The following is a 16,235-nucleotide window of genomic DNA, read 5'->3' as shown; positions in this document are numbered from 1 at the left end:
CTTCGCATCGAACGATGCGACAAAAGCAAAAGAGAACCTGAATGGCTCAGCACGTTGCCGGCCCTGAGATCGAGCGCCTGATCCAGCTCCTCGCCCGCCTGCCGGGTCTGGGGCCACGCTCGGCCAGGCGCGCGGCGCTCCATCTCATCAAGAAGCGGGACACGCTGCTCAACCCGTTGAGCGATGCCATGCGCGTCGCCAACGAGCGTATTGTCGTGTGCTCGTCCTGCGGCAATGTCGATACCTCCGAACCCTGCACCATCTGCCGGGATGCCAAGCGCGATCCCTCCATCCTCGTGGTCGTCGAGGACGTGTCCGATCTCTGGGCGCTCGAACGTTCGGGCGCGGTCAACGCCAGGTATCATGTGCTCGGCGGCGTGCTCTCGCCGCTCGACGGCGTGCGTCCCGAGCACCTGAATCTCGAGCGCCTCATCGCCCGCGCCTCGGAGCCCGGCGTGAACGAGGTGATCCTGGCGCTGAACGCCACGGTCGACGGGCAGACCACAGCCCATTACATCACCGAGCTTCTCGCGCATCTGCCCGTGAAGGTGACGAAGCTCGCCCATGGTGTCCCGGTCGGCGGCGAACTCGATTATCTCGACGAGGGCACGCTCTCAGCGGCGATCCGGCAGCGCACATCGTTCTGAGGCGCTCCTGATTCCTTCCCGTCATCACCGGCCTTGTGCTGGTGATCCCGCCAAGTGAAGCGCGGTGCTTCATATCACCGGGATGGCCGGGACAAGCCCGGCCATGACGTGAGAGGCTGTCATCTCCGACGGCCGCAGCCCTGGAAGAGGATCCACAAACAAGCGCCTCGTTGATGGATTCCCTTCCCTTGCTCCGCTCGCCGGGAATGACACCGTGGGTTTGCAGATCGAGCAACAAGCAGATGATGACGTGACAGGCCCTGGCGCCGTTGCTAATCAGGCGGCAACGAAACCCCATTCCCCGAGTTGCCCATGTCCACCGCTGATCTCGCCCGTACCATCGACGCCGCCTGGGAAGACCGGGCCAACGTGACCCCTCGACGACGGGCGCCGTGCGCGAAGCCGTGGAGGAGGCCATGAGCCTTCTCGATTCCGGCAAGGCCCGCGTCGCCGAGAAGACCGGCGGCGAGTGGCAGGTGCATCAATGGCTGAAGAAGGCGGTGCTGCTGTCCTTCCGCCTCAACGACATGGGCATCATCAAGGGTGGACCGGGCAACGCCGTCTGGTGGGACAAGGTGCCCTCGAAGTTCGACAACTGGTCCGAGACCGAGTTCAAGGCCGCAGGTTTCCGCGCCGTGCCGAACTGCACCGTGCGGCGCGGCGCCTATATCGCGTCCGGCGTGGTGCTGATGCCCTCCTTCGTCAATCTCGGCGCCTATGTGGACGAGAACACCATGGTCGACACCTGGGCCACCGTTGGCTCCTGCGCCCAGATCGGCAAGAACGTGCATCTCTCCGGCGGCGTCGGCATTGGCGGCGTGCTGGAGCCGCTTCAGGCCAATCCCACCATCATCGAGGACAATTGCTTCATCGGAGCCCGCTCCGAGGTTGTGGAAGGCGTGGTCGTGGGCGAGGGCTCGGTGCTCTCCATGGGCGTGTTCATCTCGGCCTCGACCAAGATCATCGACCGCACCACCGGCGAGGTCTTCGTCGGCCGCGTGCCGCCGTACTCCGTGGTCGTCCCCGGTTCGCTCCCCGGCAAGCCCTTGCCGGACGGCACTCCCGGACCGTCCCTTTACTGCGCGGTGATCGTGAAGCGCGTCGATGCGCAGACCCGCGCGAAGACGGGCATCAACGAACTGTTGCGCGACTGATCCGATGGAACACTCACCGCTTTCTCTCGCTCAATCGCTCCTCCGCTGCCCCTCGGTAACACCGGACGAGGGTGGGGCGCTTGCCTTTATCGAGAGCATATTGAAGGAGGCGGGCTTCGAGGTCCATCGGCCGGTCTTTTCCGAGCCCGGCACGCCCGATGTCGAGAACCTCTATGCCCGCTATGGCGCGGGTGAGCCCTTCCTGCTCTTCGCCGGCCATACGGACGTGGTTCCGCCCGGCGATGCGAGCCGGTGGCAACACGATCCGTTCAGCGGCGAGATCCATGGCGGCGAGCTCTACGGGCGCGGTGCGGTCGATATGAAGGGCGGCATCGCCTGCATGATGGCGGCGGCGCTCGACTTCATGCGCAACAACCCGGACTTCAACGGCTCGATCGGCTTCCTGATCACGGGAGACGAGGAGGGGCCCGCCATCAACGGAACCGTGAAGCTCCTCGAATGGGCGAAGGGCCGCGGCGAGCGGTTCAGCCACTGCATCCTGGGCGAGCCGACCAATCCGAACCAGCTCGGCGACATGATCAAGATCGGGCGGCGCGGGTCGCTCACGGGCAGGATCGTCGTCGAAGGCAAGCAGGGCCACGTGGCCTATCCGCATCTCGCGGATAATCCCATCCCGGGCATGATGCGCCTGCTCGACGGACTTCTGAAAGAGCCGCTCGATCGGGGAACGGATCATTTCGACGCCTCGAACCTGGAAGTGACCAGTGTCGATGTGGGTAATTCGGCGGCCAACGTGATCCCGGCCGCTGCGAAGGCCACCTTCAACATCCGCTTCAACGATCTCTGGACGCCGCACAGCCTGGAGGCGGAGATCGAGCGCCGCCTGCGCGAGGCCGCAGGCAACACGGTGCGCTACACTCTGACGATGGAGCCGACGAATGCGGTCGCCTTCCTCACGCCGCCGAACGCCTTCGTGGGCTTCATCGCCGACGCCATCAAAGCCGAGACCGGCTCGCAGCCGAAACTCTCCACCACCGGCGGCACGTCTGATGCTCGCTTCATTGTGAAGTATTGCCCGGTCGTCGAGTTCGGTCTTGTCGGGCAGACCATGCACCAAGTCGACGAGCGGGTGGCGGTTGCCGATTTGGATCGTCTTGCAACGATTTACCGCAAGGTGCTGGACGCCTATTTCGCCGCGTGAGCCTCTGGGCTCAAGCCTGACTATTTAGACTAAAGTCGAAAAATGGCCGGAACGTTTTCGGCCTTCGATCCATTCTCGTGAGCAATCGCCTTCAAGGAAGAGCATGCTCATGATCGTCACGGCTGATGAGGTCAACCGCTCGTTCAGGGGAACGCTTGACTTGCTCCACAGCAGGTCCGAAGGCCTGAAATCCTTCGACATGAGCGAGCGCGGCTTCTGGCGCTCCTTCATGGCGATCTGGCTGACACTGCCGGCCTACATCGTGTCCCTTGCCTTCGAGCGCCTCCGCCTCGGTCTCTTGCAGCCGGATCGGCCCCTTCTCGACAATTTCTGGGTCGATCTCGTGGTGGCTCTGGGCCATGTGGCGGGCTTCATCGCCCTGCCTGTCGCCATGATCGGGATCGCCCGGTGGTTCCATCTCGAGAAGGCCTATGTGCCCTTCGTGATCGTGACGAACTGGGTCTCGGTCATCGGCATGCTGGTGCTCTCGGTGCCGGCGATGCTGATGCTTCTCGGCTGGGCACCTCCAGGGCTTGCCAGCCTCTTCAGCCTCGCCTTTGCGGTGATCATCGTGAGACTGCAATGGTTCGCCACCAAGGCGACGCTGGGGCTCGCGAGCATCCCGGCCCTCGGCATCGTCGTGCTCGGCATCGTGCTCAATTCCTTCGTCGGAACGGCGATGCGGGGCCTGTTAGGGTAACTCCGGATAATCGACGCCGATCAGGTAAAGGCCCGTCGGCGGAGCCATCGGCCCGCAACGCTTGCGATCCCGAGCTTCGAGTGCTGCGCGCACATCCGCCACCGACCAGCGCCCCGCGCCGGCGCGCTCCAGGGTTCCCGTTATCGAGCGGACCTGATGATGCAGGAACGAGCGGGCGGAGGCATGGATGCGGATCTCGTCGCCGATCCGCTCCACATCGAGCCGGTCGAGGGTTCGGATCGGGCTGTTGGCTTGGCATTCGGCAGCCCGGAACGTGGTGAAATCATGCCGCCCGATCAGCAATTGCGCGGCGTCGTGCATTGCATCGGCATCGAGCGTCCAGGCCACGTGCCAGACGCGGCTCGCGTCCAGGGCCGCCGGAGCACGGCGGTTGAGAATTCGATAGACGTAGTGGCGCTTGATGGCCGAGAGGCGGGCGTTGAACGTCTCGGGCACGATTTGCGCCGAGAGAACAGCCACGGGAGCAGGCCTCAAATGGGAATTGGTGGCATCGCGTACCGTGTCCGGTCGCCATTCCTTTTCCAGATCCACGTGAACGACCTGGTGGGTGGCATGAACGCCTGAATCCGTCCGCCCGGCGCAGTGAATCCGTACGGCTGAACCGGTGAAGCGCGCGATGGCATCCTCCACCGCCTGCTGAACGGAGAGACCGTTCGTCTGATGCTGCCAACCGGTAAAGGGCGTGCCGTCATATTCGACGACAAGCTTGTAGCGAGGCATGTTATTCCAGTTCTACGAAGGCCTGGGCGTAGGACACCGAGCCATGGGCGCCTTTCCCTTTGTCGGAAAGAGCGAAGGCCTGGAGATAAGGCCCGTCATAGGGCGTTTTCAGTCGTTCCGCCAGACGCGGCGTGAAGCCGAAACGACCGTAGTAATGCGGCTCTCCCAGCACGAGGACCAGATCGTAGTTTTTATCAGTCAGGCGCTTCAGGCTGTTCTGGACAAGGGCTGCTCCAATACCCTGCCTTTGGAAGGAGGGTGCGACAGCCAATGGAGCCAGGACTGCCGCTTTGATGGAGGGTGTCTCGTGCAGGATCAGGCGAGAATAGGCGATATGGCCGGCCGGCTCATCGGCATACGCGATCACAGACAGGATAAGATCGCCATCTTCGTGCATGTGCTGCACGAGGTCGGCCTCCGCCAGTTGCCCAAAAGCGGCGGAATAGATGGCATAGAGTGTACACCAATTGGCGGATTCCTCCAGACGGATCCCCATGCTGGACCTCACGCAAGTTTGGTGCCCGGACCAAGCCTCACGCCGCGCAGGAACTCCTCGAAAGCCACGGGTCCCTTACCGGCGCGCTGCACTTGAATCAGGCGGATCGCCCCTTCGCCACAAGATATCGTACCATCATTGTCGATCAGTGTCGCGGGTGAACCTGAGCCCTGTCCGAGGGTTGACCGCAAAACTTTCACACGCTCCCGGCCCTTGCCGAAATCGGCCGTGAAATAGGCGCCTGGAAAGGGTGAGAGCCCGCGAATGTGATCATGGACCTCCTGCGCAGGTTTCGACCAGTCGATCAGCGCTTCCTCGTTCTTGAGCTTGTGGGCATAGGTCACGCCTTCCTCGGGCTGAGGCGTGAAGCCTAAGCCTCCGCGGGAAAGGGCGGCCAGCGCCCGCACCATGAGATCGGCACCGAGAACCATGAGCCTGTCGTGCAGTTCGCCCGCATTCATGTCCGGCGTGATCGCCACCCGCTCGACCATGGCGACGGGGCCGGTATCCAGGCCCTCTTCCATCTTCATGACGGCGACGCCGGTCTCCTTGTCGCCAGCCATGATCGCGCGCTGGATGGGCGCCGCGCCGCGCCAGCGGGGGAGCAGGGAGGCGTGAAGGTTGAGGCAGCCCAGTTCCGGCGCTTCCAGAACGGCTTTCGGCAGCAGCATGCCGTAGGCCACCACCACCGCCACGTCGGCATTGTGACTGCGGAAGATCTCGGCAGCCTCTTCCGCGCGCAAGGTTTTCGGCGTCAACACGGGAAGTCCGAAACGATCCGCCATCTTGTGGACAGGGGAGGGCTTCAGCTCCATGCCGCGGCCGGCCGCGGCGGGCGGGCGGGTATAGACGGCGACCACGTCATGGCCTTGGCCAACGATCTCGGAGAGGGTGGGCACGGCGAAATCGGGCGTGCCCATGAAGACGACGCGCAGGCTCATGCCCCCGCCTCGCGCTTGGCGGCCTTCTTGAACTTGGTCATCACCCGGTCGCGCTTGAGCTTCGACAGGTGATCGATGAACAGGACCCCGTCGAGGTGGTCGATCTCGTGCTGCACGCAGGTCGCCAGGAGACCATCCGCATCCTGCTCGATCATCTCGCCCTGGAGGTTCATATAGCGGAAGCGCACCCGGTCAGGCCGCTCGACCTCCTCGTAATATTCGGGGATCGACAGGCAGCCTTCCTCGTAAACACGCTTCTCCTCCGAAACCCAGACGATCTCGGGATTGATGAGCACCATCGGCTGATGCTCGTCCTCCGATTTCGACACGTCCATGGTCACCATGCGGATTGGCACGCCGATCTGGATGGCGGCCAGGCCGACGCCTGGGGCGTCATACATGGTATCCAGCATGTCGTCCGCCAGCCGGCGGATCTCGCTCGTGATTTCCTTAACGGGCTCGGAAATCAGGCGGAGCTTGGTGTCGGGGATGATGACGAGGGGTCTGATGCTCATGATCGCGGGAGATAAGCGGTTGGACGAGGATGGTCAAATCGTTCGTCTTATGTTCGGATGCGTTCGTCAACCGGAACCTTATGCTCCATGAACGACGTCGTCCTCATCCTCGGCAAGACATCCCTGACCTGGGGACAGGTCGTCATGGGGATGGCCGGTTTGAGCCTCGTTCTGCTGCTGCTCGTGACCGTTCTTCTCCTGCGCACCCGCCGGGAGAGAGCCCTGGAGGCTGCCATCGCCGCCGAGCGGGCGCGGGAGATGGACGACAAGGTGGCGGAACTCACCCGCGTGCAGTCGGAGATGACCGGGCGAATGCGGACCATCGCCGAGGTCTTCGGCACCCGCCAGAGCGATTTCGTACGGATGATCTCGGAACGGATCGACGGATTGCAGCACCGGGTCGGGCAAGGGCTGGAGGCGTCCACGCGCCACCAGTCGGAAAACCTGTCCAAGCTGAACGAGCGTCTTGCCGTGATCGACGCGGCGCAGCAGAACCTGACGAACCTCACCGGCGAGATCGTAGGGCTGAAGGATATCCTCTCCAACAAGCAGACCCGAGGCGCTTATGGGCAGGGACGGATGGAGGCGATCGTCCGCGATGGACTGCCGGCCAATGCTTTCGAGTTCCAGGCGACCCTGTCCAACCGCACGAGACCCGACTGCCTGGTGCGCCTTCCCGGCGACGACCGTAGGCTCGTGATCGATGCCAAGTTTCCGCTGGAGGGCTTTACCCTGTTCCGGGAGGCCAAGGGCGATGAGGCCCGCAGCCGTGCGGCTACCAAGGTCCGCAACGACATGCTCGTACATGTGAAGGACATCGCGGAAAAGTACCTGATCCCGGGCGAGACTCAGGATATCGCGATGCTGTTCGTCCCTGCGGAGTCGATCTATGCCGACTTGGCCGAGCATTTCGACGATGTGGTCCAGAAGGCTCATCGCGCCCGTATCGTCATCGTCTCGCCCTCGCTTCTGACGCTCGCCATCCAGGTGATGCAGGCGCTGGTCCGCGATGCCCGAATCCGTGAGGAGGCAAGGGTGATCCAGGTCGAGGTGCAGAAGCTCCTGGAGGATGTAGAGCGCCTCGATGCCCGAGTGGCGAAGCTCGATACCCATTTCCGGCAGGCACAGGACGATGTCTCGCAAATCCGGGTCTCGGCCGACAAGATCGTCAAGCGCGGGCAAAAGATCGAAACCCTCGAATTCGACGAGGGTGAAGCGGAAGCCCGGGCCGAGTGGCTGCGTCTCCAGGGCCGGAATCTCCGGGCGGTCGAATAGACCGGGAACCGCCTTTCGTCCGTAACGTTCTCCCCAGGCTGAACGATGCGCCAGGCGGACAATGGCGCTCGCATGTTGGCATCTCTCAGAACTCGGGAAGGATTGCGCTATGGGCCTTTTGTCGAAGGACATCAAGTCGTTGGATGATCTCTTCATCCATACCCTGCAAGACATTTACTATGCCGAACAGCAGATCACGAAGGCGCTGCCGGAGATGATCGAGAAGGCGAGCGACCCGCAGCTGAAGCAGGCGTTCCAGACCCATCTCGGCGAAACCCAGCAGCAGATCCAGATGGTCGAGCAGGTGTTCCGCATGCATGGCCACGATCCGAAGGGCGTGACCTGCCCGGCCATCGACGGCATCATCGACGAAGCCCAGGAAATTGCCGGCGACATCGATGATCCGCAGGTTCTCGACGCGGCGCTTCTGGCTGCCGCTCAGGCCGTGGAACACTATGAGATCACCCGCTACGGCACCCTCGTTGCCTGGGCCAAGCAATTGGGCCGCGAGGATTGCGCCGGCGTCCTGCACCAGATCCTGGATCAGGAGAAGGCCACGGACCAGAAGCTCAACCGGATTGCCGAAAGCAAGATCAACACGAAGGCCGCGTGAGCCCTTCGTGCACTCGAAACGAGAATGGCCTCCGCAAGGAGGCCATTTTTATATCGACCCGTCCCTAACCCGTCATGGCCGTTCCGGGACGTGATCCGGGATCAGTCCCGGCCATCCCGCTTCCGGACCCCATCGCCCTCATCCTGAGGAGCAGCCGTGAGGCTGCGTCTCGAAGGAGGATTTCAGCAGGCACAGGACTCTCCTTCGAGACGGTCGCTGTGAGACCTCCTCAGGATGAGGGCGAGCGAGACGGTCGGCATCACGGCCGGTGACACCCACTCCCGTCATGGCCGGGCTTGTCCCGGCCATCCCGATGCCGTGAAGCGCCATGCCTTTCCAACCGAGATCACCGGTACAAGGCCGGTGATGACGGGAGATTATCGTTTCCTGCCTTATTTCGCCGGCAACGCGTAGGCGCGCAAAAAGTCCGCTAAATCGTTGGTAATGTAGTCGATATCCGGCGTCTGGACCGCCTCCTGCTCGAAGCTTTCCCGGAACGGGTCGAACGTCTTGGGAACGATGAGCGTGGTCGTCATGCCGAGCTCGTGCGGCACGGTCAGGTTCTTGGCGATATCCTCGAACATGGCGGAGCGGGCAGGCTCCACCCCGTGCTTGTCGAGGAAGATCTCGTAGGCGCGCCGGTCGGGCTTGGGCACGAAGTTGGAGGCGGCGATGTCGAACACGTCCTCGAAATGGTCGAGAATGCCGATCTTCTTCGCCACATTCTCCGCATGCTTGCGGGAGCCGTTGGTGAGGATGAGCTTGCGGCCGGGCAACTTCTCGATGGCCTCGCCCAGGCCGTGGTTCAGCTCGATATCCGTGTGGTCGATGTCGTGGGCGAAATCGAGAAAGTCGTGCGGATCGATGTCGTATTCGTCGATCAGGGCCCGTAGGGTCGTGCCGTATTTGTGATAGAAATACTTCTGCAGCGCCTGGGCGGACAGGCCATCGAGTCCGAAAAGATTTGAGATGTAGAGGGTGATGCGCTGGTCGATCTGCGGCCAGACCCGGGAGCTGTGCGGGTAGAGGGTATTGTCCAAGTCGAAGATCCACGTCTCCACATGTGAGAATTGGCGGGAGTCGGAGGACAACAGGTGATTTTCGGCAGATGGCTTCGCGTTCATGGATCCCAAAGACGACAATGGGGCCGTGCGGCCCCACTGACAAATATATAGGCGTTCTCGGCCGATCCGTGAAGGGCGACGCTTTAACCCCTCCGGATCAGCGTGCCCGCGCCATGGTCGGTGAACAACTCCAGCAGCACCGCATGCGGTACCTTGCCGTCGAGGATGACCACTGCCTCCACACCCTTCTCCAGGGCATAGATGCAGGTCTCGATCTTTGGGATCATGCCGTCCGTGATGGTTCCGTCGGCGATCAGGCGGCGGCAATCCTCGATGGTCATTTCCGGGATGAGGTTCTTGTTCTTGTCGAGAACGCCCGGAACGTCCGTGAGCAGCAGGAGGCGCTTGGCTGTCATCGCGCCTGCGATAGCACCCGCAAAGGTATCGGCGTTCACGTTGTAGGTCTGGCCGTCCTGGCCGGTCGCGACCGGGGCGAGGACCGGGATCAGTTCGGCCTGGAGCACCTGGTCCAGAACCGCGCGGTTCACGTGCTCGGGCTCGCCGACAAACCCTAGATCCACCACCTTCTCGATGTTGGAATCGGGGTCGATGGCCGTACGGGTCACCTTCCGGGCAGTGACCATGTTGCCGTCCTTGCCGGACAGGCCCACGGCCTTGCCGCCCTCGACGCCGATCCAGCCGACGATCTGCTTGTTGATGGAGCCGGCGAGCACCATCTCAACGACCTCGACCGTGGCCGCGTCCGTGACGCGAAGACCGCCCTTGAATTCGGACTTGATGCCGAGCTTTTCGAGCATCTTGCCGATCTGCGGCCCACCGCCATGGACGACGATCGGCTTGATGCCCGATTGCTCGAGCAGAACCACGTCCTCGGCAAAGTCCTCGGCCGCCGCCCGGTCGCCCATGGCATGGCCGCCATACTTGATCACCACCACCTGCTGATCATAGCGCTGCATGTGCGGCAGGGCCTGCACAAGCACTTCGGCCTGGACATGAACGTCGGGGAGGGGCGTGGACGGATCGGACATGAACGGCTCCGGCGCGGGTATCAGGATCAAACGGCCTGCCTTCTAGCCGAAGGATGGGCCGCTGCAAACAGAGACTTCAGGCTCTGAGGTGAAGAAGAGCGGAGAAGCCTACCAGCAGCCAGCCGAGCATCAGGAGGATGCCCCCGTCGGCGCGGCCCTGGGGAAGAGCGCCACTCCCGAGAAGGCCCGACGAGAGAGATCGCCGCAGAACAGGATGAGGCCGAGAACCAGCACATAGCCGGCGATCTGGGCCAGCATGGGGTTCACGGCTCCGGCTGCCATGAGAGCCACGAGGGCGAGCAGGGCAGGGGCATGAAAGAGCAGGAACTGCGCCGCGGTAGCGAGGTTCCCTCCCGTGATGTGGGCCGCGGCGGCCGAGAGGCCGACACCGAGAAGTCCTGAGAGGGAAGCAAGGACAAGGAGGACACGGGCGGCGAGATTCATCCCGCGCCCCGCTCGCTCAGGAGCCGGGCGACTTCGGCGCGTAGTTCCGGAATGCCGAGACCCGAGCGGCTGGAGGTGGAGAGGATCTCAGGAAAGGCAGCCGCGCGCTTCTCGATCTTCTGCAGGGTGTCGGCGATGCGCTTGTCGAGTTCGCCCGCCTTCAGCTCGTCCGCCTTCGTTAGGACGATCTGGTAGGAGACGGCCGCCGTGCCGAGGGTCTCCAGCACCGTCTCGTCCACCGGCTTGATGCCATGGCGGGCGTCGATCAGCACGTAGACGCGTGCAAGGCTCGCCCGGCCACGTAGGTAGTCGTGGATCAGCTGCGTCCAGGCCTGCACCTTTTGCTTTTCAACGGCGGCAAAGCCGTAGCCGGGCATGTCAACCAGGTGGAAACGGTCGTTGATGTTGAAGAAGTTGAGCTGCTGGGTGCGCCCCGGCGTGTGCGAGGTACGCGCGAGCGTATTGCGTCCCGTCAGCGCGTTCACGAGGCTCGACTTGCCGACGTTGGAGCGGCCGGCGAAGGCGATCTCCACCTTGCTCATAGGCGGCAGGTTCTTCAGGGAATTTGCAGCCCAGATGAAATCCGCCTCGCCGGCAAAGAGCTTGCGGCCGATCTCAAGGAAGGGGTCGGTATCAGGGTCTATATCGGTCATGAGGGTCCTTATCGGCGCTCGATGCCCGGAGTTCAAGGCATCTCGCTGAGACTTTTCCAGTGCTCAGGCCATCGAGAGCCAGAAGGGTTCCGCCGCTACGAGCTCCCTGGAGGCCTTTTCGGCCCGGGGCAGGAGTTTGCGGACGCGCCGCTTGGTATAGCCGGCGGCTTTCCGAATCGGTTTCCGGAATGGCGGATCGAGAAGGGTCCGGCCAACCTCGATATCGTTCAGCTTGCCCAGCACGTCCTGCAGTCGCTCGAGACGGTCCAGCATCGCCTTGCGGTTTTTGCGTGCCGGAACGCCCGGAAACAGTGTGGCAAGGAATTCCATGCCATAACGCAGCTTCTTGATGCGGATGCGAAGCTCGTGGCGGGCCTTTCCGTCAAGATCGGCCATCCGGCGCGCATCCTTTCGGATCCGTTGCCAGCGACGCGAGAATTCCCGGGCCGCCCGGGTCTGAGCCGGCAGCTCGCGCGCTACCCGGATCGCCGGTTTGCGGCGCTCGAGCCATCGGCCGGATTCGACCCAGGTCGCGGCCTTCAGGATCGTTCTCATGAAACGGGGTTTGGACAGGGTTTCCAGAAGGCTCTCAATGGCTTCCGCACGGCGCCGCTCCGCCTCCTCGAGCACCGGCAGGCTCATGTCAGTGTCGTTCGCCTTCCGCAGCCTCGCGATCAGAACATCGAGATCGCGAGCCGGAGCGAGCTTCTTCCCGGCCCAGCGGAGCTCAGTTCTGATGGCATCGCTGTCCCGATCCCGCAGCATCGGCTTGAACAGCGAAATCGCCGCATCGAGCCGCCGGAAGCCCACGCGCATCTGATGCAGCAACTCAGGGTTGCTGCTCCGGCGCAGAAGCGCCTCGTTGCGAATGATCTGAGACAGGCAGGAGCGCGCAATCATCTGAAAGGCCTCTGCGCATGAGGCGATGGTTGGAACGACGATCCGGCCGGCTTTTACAGGCTCGCTGTCGGCTTGACCGAGCAGTCTGTAACCGCGTTCCGACTTCGTGATGGGAGAGAGGCGAAACGGGATGCTGTCGGCGAGATCGTTGGCGAGGGCGAACAGAGCGGACGGATCGCCGTCCTTCAATTCGAGTTCGACCTCGCAGAATTGCTCGGCGCCGGAATCCGTCGAAGCTTTGGCCTCGTCCAGGGCGAGCTCGATCGTTGCCCCATTGCGCTTGATCTCGAAGGCCTGGCGATCCGTCTCTACCGTGAAAACCGGCTTGATGTCGGCTCGTATGGCCTCGTTCGAGACAAGCACGGCGAGCGGCGTGCCCGCCGCCGCCGCGAGGTCGAGCCCGCCACTGACCGGGACCTCCCATTCGCCGCGGTCGAGAGCGAAGCCCCGCGCCTTGCGCTCCGCTTTGATGGTCTGTGTGCTGCGTCCGTTCTGTTTCCGCACGCGGAGGGTCAGCCCCGCCTTGTGCAAAGCAAAATCCGTCGAATCGTAATAGACGGCGTGGAGGGCTCCGCCCTGTCCCGGAAGCATCCGGGCCCGCGACATCAGCGGATGCTGGAGAAGCTGGCCTGTTGCGTCCGCGGCGAATTCCAGTTTCAGCTCGATCTCGTTTGCCGTGGTGTGCGCTCCCGTGGGCTCATTCTTGTTCTGCCATCCGGCGTTCATGGCCAGCCGCCGCTCCGGTTTCGCCTGCTGCGGTCATGTAGAGCGCTTCGGGGTGAAAGCCATGAGGAAGATCTCGGGCAGGTCCTTCCAGAAGGCAGCTTTCAGAATTGTATCGCTCTTCTACAAAATAGAAGGAGTGCATTCAGCCAGGGCGCCGGCATGCTGAGACGCTGTGAAAAAGACGTCTCCTCCAAGGCTCGAACATGACTGACGCTCCCATTCTGATTCGCTCGGTCGAAGTCCTCTCGGACGACTGGGCCATCCTCAAGAAATTCACCTTCGATTATCGGCGTCGCGACGGGAGCCTCGAACGGCAGGTTCGGCAGACCTATGACCGCGGCCATGGCGCCGTGATTCTGCCCTACGATCCTGAGCGAGGCACCGTGCTGCTCGTCCGGCAGTTCCGGCTGCCGGCCTATGTGAGCGGCCATCCGGGACCGCTGATCGAGGCCTGTGCGGGGCTTCTCGACGAGGACGATCCAGAAACCTGCATCCGCCGGGAGGCGCAGGAGGAACTCGGCTACAGGCTGCGCGATACCGAGCCCGTTTTTCACGTCTTCATGAGCCCCGGCAGCGTGACCGAGAGACTGATGTTCTTCATCGCCCGCTATTCACCGGATGACCGCATCGGCCAAGGCGGAGGCGACAGGCACGAGGGCGAGGATATCGAAGTTCTCGAGGTATCGCTCGAAGGAGCTCTCGGCATGATCGACGAAGGACAGATCGTCGACGGCAAGACCATCATGCTGCTGCAACACCTGAAGCTCAAAGGGTTGATGAGGGCCTCGGCCCATCCTTGAGCGGCCAAACGAAAACCCCGGGGCAAGCCCGGGGTTTTGTCAGTTGCTGGCATGTGCCGCTCAGCCCTTGGCGGGACTGGTCTTGCGGCTGAAGGTCTTGCGCAGGTTGTCGAAGAGTTCGATCTTCACGCCATTGCGCTTCATGATGAAGGCCTGCTGGGTGACCGAGAGCAGGTTGTTCCAGGCCCAGTAGATCACGAGGCCGGCCGGGAACGAGCCGAGCATGAAGGTGAAGATCACCGGCATCCAGGAAAAGACCTGCTTCTGCACCGGGTCCGGCGGCTCCGGGTTCATCTTCATCTGCAGCCACATGGTGATGCCCATGAGGATCGGCCATACGCCGAGCATCAGGAAGTGGCCGATCACCGGCACGGCGCCCGGGTTGTAGGGCAGGAGGCCGAACAGGTTGAAGATCGATGTCGGATCCGGCGCCGCGAGGTCGCGGATCCAGCCGAAGAACGGCGCATGGCGCATTTCGATGGTGACGAAGAGCACCTTGTAGAGCGCGAAGAACACCGGGATCTGGATCAGCACCGGCCAGCAGCCGGCGACGGGATTGATCTTCTCCTTGCGGTAGAGCTCCATCAGCGCCTGCTGCTGCTTCATCTTGTCGTCGCCGTAGCGCTCGCGGATCGAGGCCATCTCCGGCTGCACCGCCTTCATCTTCGCCATGGATCGGTAGGACTTGTTGGCGAGCGGGAAGAACAGGATCTTCAGCAGCACCGTGACGAGCAGGATCGCGATGCCGAAATTGCCGAAGAGATGGAAGAAGAAGTCGAGCACCTTAAAGAGCGGCTTGGTGATGAAGTAGAACCAGCCCCAGTCGATCAGGAGATCGAAGTTCTTGATGCCGTACGTCTCGTGATAGGAATCGACGGTCGCGACTTCCTTGGCGCCGGCAAACAGGCGCTGCGTCACTTCCATGGTGGCGCCGGGTTGGAGGGTCTGAGAAGCGCCGGCCACAGTCGCCTGATAGGTGCGATCCGCCGTCTGGCCCTGCTGCGAGGTGAAGGAGCCCTGGAAAGGCTGCGTCTGGTCGGGAATGACGGCCGCGGCCCAGTATTTGTCGGTGATGCCGAGGAACCCTCCGGTGACCGAGTTCCAGATCTGGCCGACCGTGCTGCCGCCCGAGATCGGCTCCTTCTTGTCCAGGTTCGCGTAGGTGAGCTCCTGCAGGCCCTCGTCGCCGAGAACGCCGATCATGCCCTCGTGCAGCACGTAATAGCCGAGGGTGACCGGCTTTCCGTGACGGGACACGAGGCTGTAGGACTGCAGCGTCACGGGGGCCGAGCCGCGGTTCTCGACCGCATCCTTCACCGTGAACATGAACTTGTCGTCGACCGCGATCGTGCGGCGGAAGACCAGGCCCTGCTCGTTCTGCCAGGTCAGGGTGACGGGGCTGCCGGGAGTAAGCGAGGTCTTGTCGGCCGTCCAGACGGTATTCTGGTTCGGCAGGCTGCCGGCCTGGGCGCCGATCCAGCCGAATTCCGCATAATACGGGTTCTGGGTGCCGGTGGGTGACAGGAGCACGATGATCGGGCTCTTGGGGTCCACCGTCTCGCGGTAGTTCTTCAGCGCCACGTCGTCGATGCGGCCGCCGCGCAGATTGATCGAGCCGGCGATGGCAGGCGTATCGATGGCCACGCGCGGCGAGCGGGCGAGGGCAGCCTCGCGGGTTTCGACCGCCGGAGCCATCGGCGTGCTCGGAACCGTTCCCGGCACGGTCGGCGAGGCCCCGCCGGCTTGGCTCGGGCTCGGGGGCGGGTTCGGCGCCGTGGGATTGACCTGCGTGGATTGCGCTTGCTGGGCGGCCTGCCGCTGCCTTTCGGCCTGGGGCGCTGCAAAGAAATATTGCCAGCCTAGCAAGATCGCCAGCGACAGCGCGATGGCGACGATGAGGTTTCTATTGTCTTCACGCATGGGGATGTCCGCGACGCTCGCCGTTGGGGGGAGGTGAGGAGGGAAGGTGACGCTCTGCGGGGGGCGCGCTTTTCGGCCTGGTGACTGCCCGCAGCGCGCGCCGAAGATCGTCGATGAGCAGATCGAAATCGGCGGAGAGGATATCGCGTCGTCCGATGACGACGATGTCCGCATCGATATTCGCGTAATCCTGGCCCGCCGTGGGAATGGCAGCCCGGAGCCGGCGCTTGATCCGGTTGCGTTCGGTGGCGTGGCCCACCCGCTTCGTAACCGTGAGGCCAAAGCGCAGGCCGAGGCCCGAGCCCTCGCGCAACCGAGCCTGAACCGTCATCCGCTCGGTATGAAAGCGGCGGCCGGAGGCCGCCGCGACGAAGTCAGGTCTTTTCGTCAGACGCCCGAGGCTTAGCTCTGCGCGAGGCTCGCGCATCGGGCGAT

17 protein-coding genes and 2 pseudogenes are annotated in these 16,235 nt (G+C 63.1%); 8 read left to right on the top strand and 11 right to left on the bottom strand.

Annotated features, from left to right (window positions below):
- Positions 1 to 41: 41 nt before the first annotated feature.
- The 4 genes and pseudogenes from recR to ACD578_RS16025 all read left to right on the top strand — a co-directional run bounded on the left by recR (position 42) and on the right by ACD578_RS16025 (position 3,663).
- Positions 42 to 647: a recombination mediator RecR gene (gene recR / locus ACD578_RS16040; protein ID WP_404286508.1), complete on the top strand. Its 606-nt coding sequence runs from the start codon at positions 42 to 44 to the stop codon at positions 645 to 647.
- A gap of 312 nt (positions 648 to 959) precedes the next feature.
- Positions 960 to 1,801, top strand: a pseudogene (gene dapD, locus ACD578_RS16035) (2,3,4,5-tetrahydropyridine-2,6-dicarboxylate N-succinyltransferase).
- A 4-nt stretch (positions 1,802 to 1,805) separates the two neighbouring features.
- Positions 1,806 to 2,963: a succinyl-diaminopimelate desuccinylase gene (gene dapE / locus ACD578_RS16030; RefSeq protein WP_404286506.1), complete on the top strand. Its 1,158-nt coding sequence runs from the start codon at positions 1,806 to 1,808 to the stop codon at positions 2,961 to 2,963.
- 109 nt (positions 2,964 to 3,072) lie between these two features.
- On the top strand, positions 3,073 to 3,663 hold the full coding sequence (locus tag ACD578_RS16025) for a hypothetical protein (RefSeq protein WP_404286504.1): 591 nt from the start codon (positions 3,073 to 3,075) through the stop codon (positions 3,661 to 3,663).
- Here ACD578_RS16025 and truA read toward each other — a convergent pair.
- The 4 genes from truA to def are packed head-to-tail and all read right to left on the bottom strand — an operon-like array spanning position 3,655 to position 6,356.
- Positions 3,655 to 4,404 (bottom strand): tRNA pseudouridine(38-40) synthase TruA, encoded by a 750-nt coding sequence (gene truA, locus ACD578_RS16020; RefSeq protein ID WP_404286502.1) that lies wholly within the window; start codon positions 4,402 to 4,404, stop codon positions 3,655 to 3,657. The two genes, ACD578_RS16025 and truA, sit on opposite strands and share 9 nt — an antisense overlap.
- A 1-nt stretch (position 4,405) precedes the next feature.
- Positions 4,406 to 4,900, bottom strand: coding sequence for a GNAT family N-acetyltransferase (locus tag ACD578_RS16015; protein WP_404286500.1), 495 nt, complete (start codon positions 4,898 to 4,900; stop codon positions 4,406 to 4,408).
- Between the two features lie 8 nt (positions 4,901 to 4,908).
- Entirely contained in the window at positions 4,909 to 5,841 is a 933-nt protein-coding gene (gene fmt, locus ACD578_RS16010) for a methionyl-tRNA formyltransferase (RefSeq protein ID WP_404286498.1), read from the bottom strand.
- Positions 5,838 to 6,356, bottom strand: coding sequence for a peptide deformylase (gene def, locus ACD578_RS16005; protein WP_404286496.1), 519 nt, complete (start codon positions 6,354 to 6,356; stop codon positions 5,838 to 5,840). Before def ends, fmt begins: the two co-directional genes overlap by 4 nt.
- Before the next feature lie 87 nt (positions 6,357 to 6,443).
- Here def and ACD578_RS16000 point away from each other — a divergent pair, with 87 nt between their 5' ends.
- The 3 genes from ACD578_RS16000 to ACD578_RS15990 all read left to right on the top strand — a co-directional run bounded on the left by ACD578_RS16000 (position 6,444) and on the right by ACD578_RS15990 (position 8,658).
- Positions 6,444 to 7,631 (top strand): DNA recombination protein RmuC, encoded by a 1,188-nt coding sequence (locus ACD578_RS16000; RefSeq protein WP_404286494.1) that lies wholly within the window; start codon positions 6,444 to 6,446, stop codon positions 7,629 to 7,631.
- A 109-nt stretch (positions 7,632 to 7,740) separates the two neighbouring features.
- Entirely contained in the window at positions 7,741 to 8,244 is a 504-nt protein-coding gene (locus tag ACD578_RS15995) for a ferritin-like domain-containing protein (RefSeq protein ID WP_152713562.1), read from the top strand.
- 234 nt (positions 8,245 to 8,478) lie between these two features.
- A complete protein-coding gene (locus tag ACD578_RS15990) occupies positions 8,479 to 8,658 on the top strand; it encodes a hypothetical protein (RefSeq protein ID WP_404286492.1) in 180 nt (59 codons plus the stop codon).
- Here the strand turns inward: ACD578_RS15990 and ACD578_RS15985 are convergent.
- The 5 genes and pseudogenes from ACD578_RS15985 to ACD578_RS15965 form a co-directional block, all read right to left on the bottom strand.
- Positions 8,637 to 9,368 carry a pyrimidine 5'-nucleotidase gene (locus tag ACD578_RS15985; RefSeq protein ID WP_404286490.1) on the bottom strand — a complete coding sequence of 244 codons (732 nt, stop codon included), beginning with the start codon at positions 9,366 to 9,368 and terminating at the stop codon, positions 8,637 to 8,639. The genes ACD578_RS15990 and ACD578_RS15985 overlap by 22 nt on opposite strands.
- An 83-nt stretch (positions 9,369 to 9,451) precedes the next feature.
- Entirely contained in the window at positions 9,452 to 10,357 is a 906-nt protein-coding gene (argB, locus tag ACD578_RS15980; RefSeq protein WP_152713556.1) for an acetylglutamate kinase, read from the bottom strand.
- 76 nt (positions 10,358 to 10,433) lie between these two features.
- A pseudogene (locus ACD578_RS15975) lies at positions 10,434 to 10,801 on the bottom strand (DUF423 domain-containing protein).
- Positions 10,798 to 11,454 (bottom strand): ribosome biogenesis GTP-binding protein YihA/YsxC, encoded by a 657-nt coding sequence (yihA, locus tag ACD578_RS15970; protein WP_404286488.1) that lies wholly within the window; start codon positions 11,452 to 11,454, stop codon positions 10,798 to 10,800. The pseudogene ACD578_RS15975 and the gene yihA overlap by 4 nt, the downstream one beginning before the upstream one ends.
- A 63-nt stretch (positions 11,455 to 11,517) precedes the next feature.
- Positions 11,518 to 13,080: a CHAD domain-containing protein gene (locus ACD578_RS15965; RefSeq protein ID WP_404286486.1), complete on the bottom strand. Its 1,563-nt coding sequence runs from the start codon at positions 13,078 to 13,080 to the stop codon at positions 11,518 to 11,520.
- A 203-nt stretch (positions 13,081 to 13,283) separates the two neighbouring features.
- Here ACD578_RS15965 and ACD578_RS15960 point away from each other — a divergent pair, with 203 nt between their 5' ends.
- The gene (locus ACD578_RS15960) at positions 13,284 to 13,880 is read left to right on the top strand and encodes an NUDIX domain-containing protein (RefSeq protein WP_404286484.1); all 597 of its coding nucleotides are present in this window, start codon (positions 13,284 to 13,286) and stop codon (positions 13,878 to 13,880) included.
- A gap of 60 nt (positions 13,881 to 13,940) precedes the next feature.
- Here the strand turns inward: ACD578_RS15960 and yidC are convergent, their stop codons facing one another.
- Together yidC and rnpA are read right to left on the bottom strand one after the other, a co-directional pair.
- A complete protein-coding gene (gene yidC / locus ACD578_RS15955) occupies positions 13,941 to 15,800 on the bottom strand; it encodes a membrane protein insertase YidC (RefSeq protein WP_404286482.1) in 1,860 nt (619 codons plus the stop codon).
- Entirely contained in the window at positions 15,793 to 16,227 is a 435-nt protein-coding gene (gene rnpA, locus ACD578_RS15950; protein ID WP_404286480.1) for a ribonuclease P protein component, read from the bottom strand. The genes yidC and rnpA overlap by 8 nt, the downstream gene beginning before the upstream one ends.
- Between the last annotated feature and the right edge of the window lie 8 nt (positions 16,228 to 16,235).

Origin of the sequence: Microvirga sp. RSM25, from assembly GCF_044784385.1 — a bacterium.
GTDB lineage: Bacteria > Pseudomonadota > Alphaproteobacteria > Rhizobiales > Beijerinckiaceae > Microvirga > Microvirga tunisiensis.
The sequence above is the reverse complement of the archived record's forward strand: the minus strand, read 5'-3'. Positions and strand labels throughout refer to the sequence as shown.

Coding starts and splice junctions, on each gene's coding strand:
- recR (WP_404286508.1), top strand. CDS start 42: ATGGCTCAGCACGTTGCCGGCCCTGAGATCGAGCGCCTGATCCAGCTC.
- dapE (WP_404286506.1), top strand. CDS start 1,806: ATGGAACACTCACCGCTTTCTCTCGCTCAATCGCTCCTCCGCTGCCCC.
- ACD578_RS16025 (WP_404286504.1), top strand. CDS start 3,073: ATGATCGTCACGGCTGATGAGGTCAACCGCTCGTTCAGGGGAACGCTT.
- truA (WP_404286502.1), bottom strand. CDS start 4,404: ATGCCTCGCTACAAGCTTGTCGTCGAATATGACGGCACGCCCTTTACC.
- ACD578_RS16015 (WP_404286500.1), bottom strand. CDS start 4,900: ATGGGGATCCGTCTGGAGGAATCCGCCAATTGGTGTACACTCTATGCC.
- fmt (WP_404286498.1), bottom strand. CDS start 5,841: ATGAGCCTGCGCGTCGTCTTCATGGGCACGCCCGATTTCGCCGTGCCC.
- def (WP_404286496.1), bottom strand. CDS start 6,356: ATGAGCATCAGACCCCTCGTCATCATCCCCGACACCAAGCTCCGCCTG.
- ACD578_RS16000 (WP_404286494.1), top strand. CDS start 6,444: ATGAACGACGTCGTCCTCATCCTCGGCAAGACATCCCTGACCTGGGGA.
- ACD578_RS15995 (WP_152713562.1), top strand. CDS start 7,741: ATGGGCCTTTTGTCGAAGGACATCAAGTCGTTGGATGATCTCTTCATC.
- ACD578_RS15990 (WP_404286492.1), top strand. CDS start 8,479: ATGAGGGCGAGCGAGACGGTCGGCATCACGGCCGGTGACACCCACTCC.
- ACD578_RS15985 (WP_404286490.1), bottom strand. CDS start 9,368: ATGAACGCGAAGCCATCTGCCGAAAATCACCTGTTGTCCTCCGACTCC.
- argB (WP_152713556.1), bottom strand. CDS start 10,357: ATGTCCGATCCGTCCACGCCCCTCCCCGACGTTCATGTCCAGGCCGAA.
- yihA (WP_404286488.1), bottom strand. CDS start 11,454: ATGACCGATATAGACCCTGATACCGACCCCTTCCTTGAGATCGGCCGC.
- ACD578_RS15965 (WP_404286486.1), bottom strand. CDS start 13,080: ATGAACGCCGGATGGCAGAACAAGAATGAGCCCACGGGAGCGCACACC.
- ACD578_RS15960 (WP_404286484.1), top strand. CDS start 13,284: ATGACTGACGCTCCCATTCTGATTCGCTCGGTCGAAGTCCTCTCGGAC.
- yidC (WP_404286482.1), bottom strand. CDS start 15,800: ATGCGTGAAGACAATAGAAACCTCATCGTCGCCATCGCGCTGTCGCTG.
- rnpA (WP_404286480.1), bottom strand. CDS start 16,227: ATGCGCGAGCCTCGCGCAGAGCTAAGCCTCGGGCGTCTGACGAAAAGA.